The following is a 7,699-nucleotide window of genomic DNA, read 5'->3' on the forward strand; positions in this document are numbered from 1 at the left end:
CGCCTGATGACGAGCACGGAAGAGGATCCCTCCGGCGACGCCGCCTTCGTTCAGCTGCGCGGAATCTCCAAGCGGTTCGGGGGCACGCAGGCCTTGGACGACGTGACCATCTCGCTGGTTCTCGGCGAGGTGCACGCCTTCGTCGGGGAGAATGGCGCGGGCAAGTCGACCCTCGGCAAGATCGTGGCCGGGCTCTACACCCACGACTCGGGGCACCTCCTGGTCGGGGGAGAAGAGGTCGGCAGGTGGGATCCTCTCCGTGCCCAGCGCGGCGGAATCGCGATGATCGCCCAGGAGCTGAGCCTGGTTCCCGAGCTGACCGTCGAACAGAACGTCTTTCTCGGCATCGAGCACAACACGCTGGGCGTCATGAAGGGCGATCTCTCGGCGCGGTACGCCGAGCTCGAGAGCCAGGCGCACTTCGGCCTCCCGCCCAGGGTGAAGGTCGGCACCCTGCGCATCGCCGACCAGCAGAAGGTCGAGATTCTGCGGGCACTCGCCCGCGACGCGAAAGTCATCGTGATGGATGAACCGACGTCGTCGCTCACCGCCCATGAGACGGCCCGGCTGCACGAGCTGATCCTCGGCCTGAAGGCCCAGGGCCGCGCCGTCGTCTACGTCTCGCACTTTCTCGACGCCGTGCTCGAGGTGTGCGACACCGTCTCGATCATGCGCGACGGCAGACTGCAGCGGTCGGGGCCGGTCGCCGCCGAGACGAAGAAGACCATCGTCGAGGCCATGCTCGGGAAGGAGCTCGCGTTCTCGTTCCCCGAGCGCGCTCCGGCTCCGGATGTCGCGGCCACCCCCGTGCTCGTTCTCGACGCTCTCGCCAGCGACGGGGGCGTGGTCGACGCCTCGCTCGTCGTGCGCCCCGGGGAGATCGTGGGGCTGCTCGGACTGGTGGGCAGCGGCCGCACCGAGATCCTGAAGGCCGTCTTCGGCGTCGACAGGGTGACGGGTGGCAGTCTCACCTTCCGGGGCGAGAACATCGTCACGTCGAGCCCCCGCCGATCCATCGCCCGCGGCATGGGGTTCGTTCCCGAAGACCGTCACAAGGAGGGCCTCGTGCTGGCCCGGTCGGTGCGCGAGAACGTCTCGCTCGCCTTCCTCCGTCACTTCTCCACCTTCGGCGTCGTCGACGGCCGCAAGGAACGCCGCGAGGTGACCCGATCGGTGACCGGCCTGCAGATGCGGCCACCCGCCATCGGCCTGCCCATCTCGGGCTTCTCCGGGGGCAACCAGCAGAAGGCGCTGCTGTCGAAGTGGTTGATCGGCAACCCGCAGCTCGTCATTCTCGACGAGCCGACCCGCGGCGTGGACATCGGGGCGAAGTTCACCATCTACGAAGCGATCATCGAGCTCGCCCGCCAGGGCGTCGCTGTTCTCCTGGTCTCCAGTGAGCACGAAGAGGTGCTGAACCTCTCGCACCGTGCCTACCTGGTCAGCGAGTTCGAGACGCGGGGCGAGATCGACCCCGCCACGACCACGCTCGACGCCCTGCTCTACAAGCTCTTCTCCGTTCTCGAACCGAAGGAAAACGCCTGATGACGACCGCTGCTGTCACTCGGCCGACCAAACGCCGACTCACGCCCTCCGGCGTGTTGTTCTTCACGCGCGACTACGCCGTGCTGATTCTGCTTGTCGTGCTGATCGTGGTGCTGGCCATCGCCACGCCCTCGTTCTTCACCTTCCCGAACCTCATCAACATCGTGAACCAGAACACGCCCGTCGCGATCATCGCGATCGCCGGCACGTTCGTCATCATCTCGGGCAACTTCGATCTGTCGACGGGCGCGATCTACGCCTGCGGCAGTGTGACCGCAGCCGCCATCGCGGTGGGCACCGGCAACCCGTGGCTCGGTCTGCTGGCCGCCCCGGTGGCCGGCCTCGTTCTGGGGCTCGTCAACGGCCTGGCCGTCACCGCGCTGAAGGTGCACTCCTTTCTCGCGACGCTGGCGACCAGCCTCGCGTTCGGTGCGATCGCGGTGCTCATCACCGGCGGCTCTCTCATCGCCGTCACCACGAAGGGCTTCACCGACCTCGGTCGCAACCGCGTCGGCGGTGTGTTCGTCGCCGTGATCGTGATGGTGGCCTTCGCCGTGCTGATGTGGTTCCTGCTGCAGCGCACGGTGTTCGGCCGGCACGTCTTCAGCGTCGGCGGCAACCACCATGCGGCAGAGCTCTCGGGCGTGCGGGTGATGCGCGTGCGCATCTTCGTCTTCATGCTCAGCGGTCTCGCCGCCGGCGGGGCCGCGGCGATCGGCGTCTCGCGTATCGCGAGTGCACAGCCGCAGGCCGGCCTCACCTACTCGACCGATGCCATCGCGGCCATCATTCTCGGCGGAACCAGCATCAACGGTGGCGTGGGCGCGGTCTGGCGCTCTGTCGCCGGGGTCTTTCTCATCGCGCTGATCGGCAACGGCTTCGACATACTGAACCTGAACGCGCAGCTGAAGAACCTTGTCACCGGGGTGATCATCCTCGGCGCCGTGGCGCTCTCGGCCATCGGCAGCCGGCGACGCTGATGCGGCGGCAGACGCTGCATGCCTTGGCTGGCAGCCGGCCCGATAGCGCCTGTACTGTGTGATATATTACTGAAAGTAGGGATCGACGGGGAGGGAGAGTCATGAACGTCATCGTGATCGGCGGCGGCATCATCGGTGCTGCAACCGCCCGCAGCCTCGCCCGACGAGGTCTCTCGGTGGTCGTGCTGGAGCGCGGCCGGAACGTCGGCGGTACCTCCTCGGGCGGCGAGGGCAACCTGCTGCTCTCCGACAAGGGCCCGGGCGACGAACTGCGACTGACGCAGTACTCCTCGACCCTCTGGCCGATCGTCGACGCCGAACTCCGTGACGAACTGGGCCCGGGTTTCCCCTCCGTCGAGTTCGAGCGGAAGGGCGGCGTCGTCGTCTCCACCACGGCGGCCGGCGCTCAGCCGCTGCTCGACTTCGCAGCCACGCAGCGCGCCGCCGGTGTCGTCGCGCACCCGCTCGACGTGGCGGCGGCCCTCGAACTCGAGCCGCACCTGAACCCCGCGATCACTGCGGGAGTGCACTATCCCGAAGACGCACAGGTGCAGCCCGTCATCATGACGGAGGCCCTCATCGCGTCGGCAAAGCGCAGCGGTGCATGGTTCTTCGAGAACGAGCCGGCGCTGTCGGGCATCCGCAACCCCGCAGGCGACCTGGTGGGTGTGCGAACACCGACCCGGGCCCTCTACGCCGATGCCGTCGTGATCGCCGCGGGGCCCTGGTCGGGTTCGGCGGCCGAGGCGCTCGGTGTGCCCCTGCCGGTGAAACCGCGGCGGGGCATGGTGCTGGTGACCTCGCGTATGCCGCACCGCATCTTCCACAAGGTGTACGACGGCGACTACGTGAGCGCTGTCGGGTCGAGCGATGCCGCGCTGCAGACGTCGAGTGTCATCGAGACGACGGCCGCCGGAACCGTGCTCATCGGTTCGTCGCGCCAGCAGATCGGCTTCGACAGCCGGCTCACTGTGGCGGTACTGCGGGAGCTCGCGCAGAAGGCCCTCCGCCTCTTCCCCTTTCTCTCGGAGATGAGCGTGATGCGCAGCTACGGCGGCTTCCGACCGTTCATGCCCGATCATCTGCCCGTGATCGGCGCCGATCCCCGGCTGTCCGGGCTCTGGCATGCCACAGGGCACGAAGGCGCGGGCATCGGACTGTCCGTTGCGACCGGTGCGTTGCTCGCCGACCTGATGACGGGGGCGACGCCGGCCATCGACGCGGCGGCGTTCTCACCGGCTCGGCCCTCGCTGGCGCCCTACCTCGGGGCGGTGGCGGCGTGAGTCCGTTCCTCCTCCCGGCGTCGTCCGACCCGATCCGGCCTGCGGGCGGCGGCGCGGGCGGCGGCGGCGGCATCCGCATCGAGGTCGATGGTCTCGCCGTCGACGGGCTCGCCGGCCAGACCATCGCGGGGGTGCTGCTCGGTTCGGGCACGCTGGCCTGGCGCACGACCTCGAAGAACGCCCGCCCGCGCGGCGTCTTCTGCGGAATCGGCGTCTGCTACGACTGCCTCGTCGTGGTCAACGGCCAGCGCGATGTGCGCGCCTGCCAGCGCCGGGCGGCCGACGGCGATGCCGTCTCGACGCAGTACGACGTGCTGCCGGTGGTGGCCGAGGGGCCGGGCGACGCGCCCACCGCGACATCCGCCCCGCACGCCGAGGGGGATGCCCGTGCCTGACGTTCTCATCATCGGGGCGGGCCCGGCCGGCCTCGCTGCCGCCCGTGCCGCCCGCCGCGTCGGCGCCGCCGTCACCCTGCTCGACGCTTCCGACGAACTCGGCGGACAGTACTGGCGGCACCTCCCGGCCTCCCGGCCGGCCGAGCGCGAGAACCTGCTGCACCACGGCTGGTCCACCTTCACGGCCCTGCGGGCCGAGCTCGAAGCCGACACCGGCTGCACGATCGTCCGCGGGGCCAACGTCTGGGCGATCGAGACCCGCGAGGGCCGGCCCGGCGCCGTCTTCGTCGTGGTCGGCGAGCCCGACGGCGCGAACCGGGAGCAGCGCGTCTTCGAACCCGACGCCCTCGTGATCGCGACGGGCGCCTACGACCGCACCCTCCCGTTCCCCGGCTGGGAGCTGCCCGGGGTCTTCACCGCGGGCGCCGCACAGGCCCTGGCGAAGGGGGAGCGGGTCGCGATCGGCTCCCGTGTGCTGGTCGCCGGTGCCGGCCCCTTCCTCCTGCCCGTCGCGGCCTCCCTCGCGGCGACCGGTTCGACCGTCGTCGGCGTCTACGAAGCGAATCGCGTGAAAGCGCTGATGGCGGGCTGGTTGCCGAAACCCTGGCAGGTGCTCCGCGCCGCGAAGAAGGGCGGCGAGCTCGGCGGGTACGTTCTGAACCACCTCCAGCACCGCATCCCGTACCGGCTCGGTACCGCCGTCGTCCGCGCCGAGGGCACCGACCGCGTCGAAAGCGTGACGCTCGCCTCCGTCGATGCCTTGTGGGCTCCGATTCCGGGCACCGAGCGCACCGTCGCGGTCGACGCGGTGTGCGTCGGGCACGGCTTCACTCCGCGCCTCGAACTGGCCATCGCGGCCGGCTGCGCCCTCGACGGCGACGACTTCGTGGGCGTCGACGAGCAGCAGCAGACGAGCATCCCGTCGGTGTACGCCGCCGGCGAGATCACCGGCATCGGCGGCGTCGATGCGGCGCTCGCCGAGGGGGAGATCGCCGGGCACGTCGCCGCGGGCGGTTCGGTTCTGGATGCCGCGCTGCGCCCGGCGGTCGCCCACCGCCGCACCTACCGTTCGTTCGGTCGGCGCATCGAGGATGCGCACGGTGTGCGCGCCGGCTGGCGCGGCTGGCTGACCGACGACACGGTGGTGTGCCGCTGCGAAGAGGTGACCTACGGCGCGCTCCGCGGTGCGGCGACGGCGACCGGCGGCGAGAGCCTGCGGTCGATCAAACTCGCGAGCCGGGCGGGCCTCGGAATCTGCCAGGGCCGGGTCTGCGGGCGCACCGTCGAAGACGTGCTCGACTCCCTCAGCCCGGGTCACAGCGACGGGCCCCGCTCGGCTGCCGAAGACCGCGTGCGCACCGACCGTCGCCCCATCGCCCTGCCTCTCCGGCTGGGGGAGCTGGCCGACGAGCCGACGCTCTCTTGAACTTTTCTCCAACAACCACCTGTTCGACCAACGAAAGACACTCATGACCGACAAGACATTCGACCTCGGTGGCGTCATCGTCGCCACCACCCTCGCCTTCAAGGAAGACGCGTCGGCACCCGCCGGGCTCGCCGTCGACTACGAGCGCTACGCCGAGCACTGCAACTGGCTGATCGAGAGCGGCTGCCGCGGTGTCGGCCCGAACGGCTCGCTCGGCGAGTACTCCTCGCTCACCGACGACGAGCGCCGCAAGGTCGTGCAGACGGCGGTGGCTGCGGTCGACGGGCGCGGCCTCGTCATTGCCGGCGTGCACGGCATCGGCTGGCACCAGGCCAAGCACTGGGCAGAGCTGGCCAAAGAAGACGGTGCAGACGGCATCCTCCTCCTGCCGCCCACCATCTACCGGGCCAACGACAGCGAGGTGATCGAGCACTACACCCGCGTCGCCGAGGTGGGCCTGCCGATCATGGCCTACAACAACCCGATCGACACCAAGGTCGACCTGACGCCTGCGCTGCTGGCCGAGCTGGCGAAGATCCCCGAGGTCGTCGCGGTCAAGGAGTTCTCGGGCGACGTTCGCCGCGTGCTCGAGATCCAGGAGCTGACCGACCTCGACGTCATCGCCGGCGCCGACGACCTGCTCTTCGAGACGCTGGTGGATGGCGCTGTCGGCTGGTTCGCCGGTTACCCGAACGCCTTTCCGAAAGAGGCGGTCGAGATCTACACGCTCGTCACCGAGGGTAAAATCACGGAAGCGCTCGCACTCTACAAGGAGCTCGTCGCGGTGTTCCGCTGGGACTCCCGGGTCGAGTTCGTGCAGGCCATCAAGCTCTCGATCGACATCGCCGGCCAGAGCTTCGGTGGCAGGACACGCCCCCCGCGTGGGCCGCTGAGCGCGGAGCACGAGGCGCAGGTGCGGGCCGACACGGAAAGGGCCCTCAGCTACCTCGCGTCGCGCTGAGGCGCCATCCGCCCCGCGCACCTGCCCCGCCCCGCACCGCCCCGCCCGCTCGCCTCCGCCCGCACCGCCCGCCCGTCACCGCCCGCCACCACCCCAGGAGCCGCCATGCGCAGCAAACGGATGTTCACCGCCGTCGATTCGCACACCGAGGGCATGCCGACGCGGGTGGTGACGGGCGGAATGGGCGTCATCCCGGGTGACACCATGAACGACAAGCGGCTCTACTTCATGCAGCACCTCGACGATGTGCGGCTGCTGCTGATGAACGAGCCGCGCGGGCACGCCGCGATGAGCGGCGCGATCCTGCAGCCCTCGACCCGGCCCGACGCCGACTGGGGCGTCGTGTACATCGAGGTCTCGGGCTGCCTGCCGATGTGCGGCCACGGCACCATCGGCGTCGCGACCGTGCTGGTCGAGACGGGCATGGTCGAGGTGCAGGAGCCGGTCACCACGATCCGGCTCGACACCCCGGCCGGGCTCGTCATCGCGCGGGTCGCGGTGAGCGACGGCCACGCCGATTCGGTCACCATCGAGAATGTGCCGGCCTACGTCGACCGCCTCGATGCGACCGTCGAGGTGCCGGGCTACGGCACCATCCCGTACACGCTGGCGTTCGGTGGGAACTTCTACGCGATGGTCGACCTCGACGCGGTGAACCTGCCGTTCGACCGCAGCCGCCAGAACGACATCATCGCGGCCGGGCTCGCCATCATGACGGCGATCAACGAGCACGATGCCCCGCACCACCCCGAGATCGACGGCGTCGACCACTGCCACCACGTCGAGTTCATCGCGCCCGGCTCCGACGCCGCGCTCTCGCGGCATGCGATGGCCATCTACCCGGGCTGGTTCGACCGGTCGCCCTGCGGCACCGGCACGTCGGCCCGCATGGCGGAGCTCTGGGCGCGGGGCGAGCTGCCGCTCGACACGGACTTCGTGAACGAGTCGTTCATCGGCTCCCGCTTCGTCGGCCGCCTGATCGCAACAACCGAGGTGGCGGGCCGCCCCGCCGTGATCCCCACCATCACCGGCCGCGCCTGGGTCACCGGCCTCGGCCAGTACCTCCTCGACCCCGCAGACCCCTTCCCCACCGGCTTCCAGTTCTGACC

General features: G+C 69.9%; 7 protein-coding genes. All 7 read left to right on the plus strand.

The genetic code is table 11. The features are described from left to right. Positions 1-6 precede the first annotated feature (6 nt). The 7 genes from C5B96_RS02915 (at position 7) to C5B96_RS02945 (ending at position 7,697) form a co-directional block, all read left to right on the plus strand. Positions 7-1,545, plus strand: coding sequence for a sugar ABC transporter ATP-binding protein (locus C5B96_RS02915; RefSeq protein ID WP_158507105.1), 1,539 nt, complete (start codon positions 7-9; stop codon positions 1,543-1,545). After that, on the plus strand, positions 1,545-2,525 hold the full coding sequence (locus C5B96_RS02920; protein ID WP_104242798.1) for an ABC transporter permease: 981 nt from the start codon (positions 1,545-1,547) through the stop codon (positions 2,523-2,525). The genes C5B96_RS02915 and C5B96_RS02920 overlap by 1 nt, the downstream gene beginning before the upstream one ends. Positions 2,526-2,626: 101 nt before the next feature. After that, complete coding sequence (locus tag C5B96_RS02925) at positions 2,627-3,808, plus strand: FAD-binding oxidoreductase (RefSeq protein ID WP_104242800.1); 1,182 nt, start codon at positions 2,627-2,629, stop codon at positions 3,806-3,808. Continuing rightward, positions 3,805-4,203, plus strand: a complete 399-nt coding sequence (locus C5B96_RS02930; RefSeq protein ID WP_104242802.1) for a (2Fe-2S)-binding protein — start codon at positions 3,805-3,807, stop codon at positions 4,201-4,203. The genes C5B96_RS02925 and C5B96_RS02930 overlap by 4 nt, the downstream gene beginning before the upstream one ends. Then, positions 4,196-5,629 carry an NAD(P)/FAD-dependent oxidoreductase gene (locus C5B96_RS02935; protein WP_233188957.1) on the plus strand — a complete coding sequence of 478 codons (1,434 nt, stop codon included), beginning with the start codon at positions 4,196-4,198 and terminating at the stop codon, positions 5,627-5,629. The genes C5B96_RS02930 and C5B96_RS02935 overlap by 8 nt, the downstream gene beginning before the upstream one ends. A 43-nt stretch (positions 5,630-5,672) precedes the next feature. Continuing rightward, positions 5,673-6,590 (plus strand): dihydrodipicolinate synthase family protein, encoded by a 918-nt coding sequence (locus C5B96_RS02940; protein ID WP_104242807.1) that lies wholly within the window; start codon positions 5,673-5,675, stop codon positions 6,588-6,590. Between the two features lie 105 nt (positions 6,591-6,695). Next, on the plus strand, positions 6,696-7,697 hold the full coding sequence (locus C5B96_RS02945; RefSeq protein WP_104242809.1) for a proline racemase family protein: 1,002 nt from the start codon (positions 6,696-6,698) through the stop codon (positions 7,695-7,697). The last annotated feature ends 2 nt before the right edge of the window (positions 7,698-7,699 follow it).

The organism is Subtercola sp. Z020 (assembly GCF_002931235.1).
Classification (GTDB): domain Bacteria; phylum Actinomycetota; class Actinomycetes; order Actinomycetales; family Microbacteriaceae; genus Subtercola.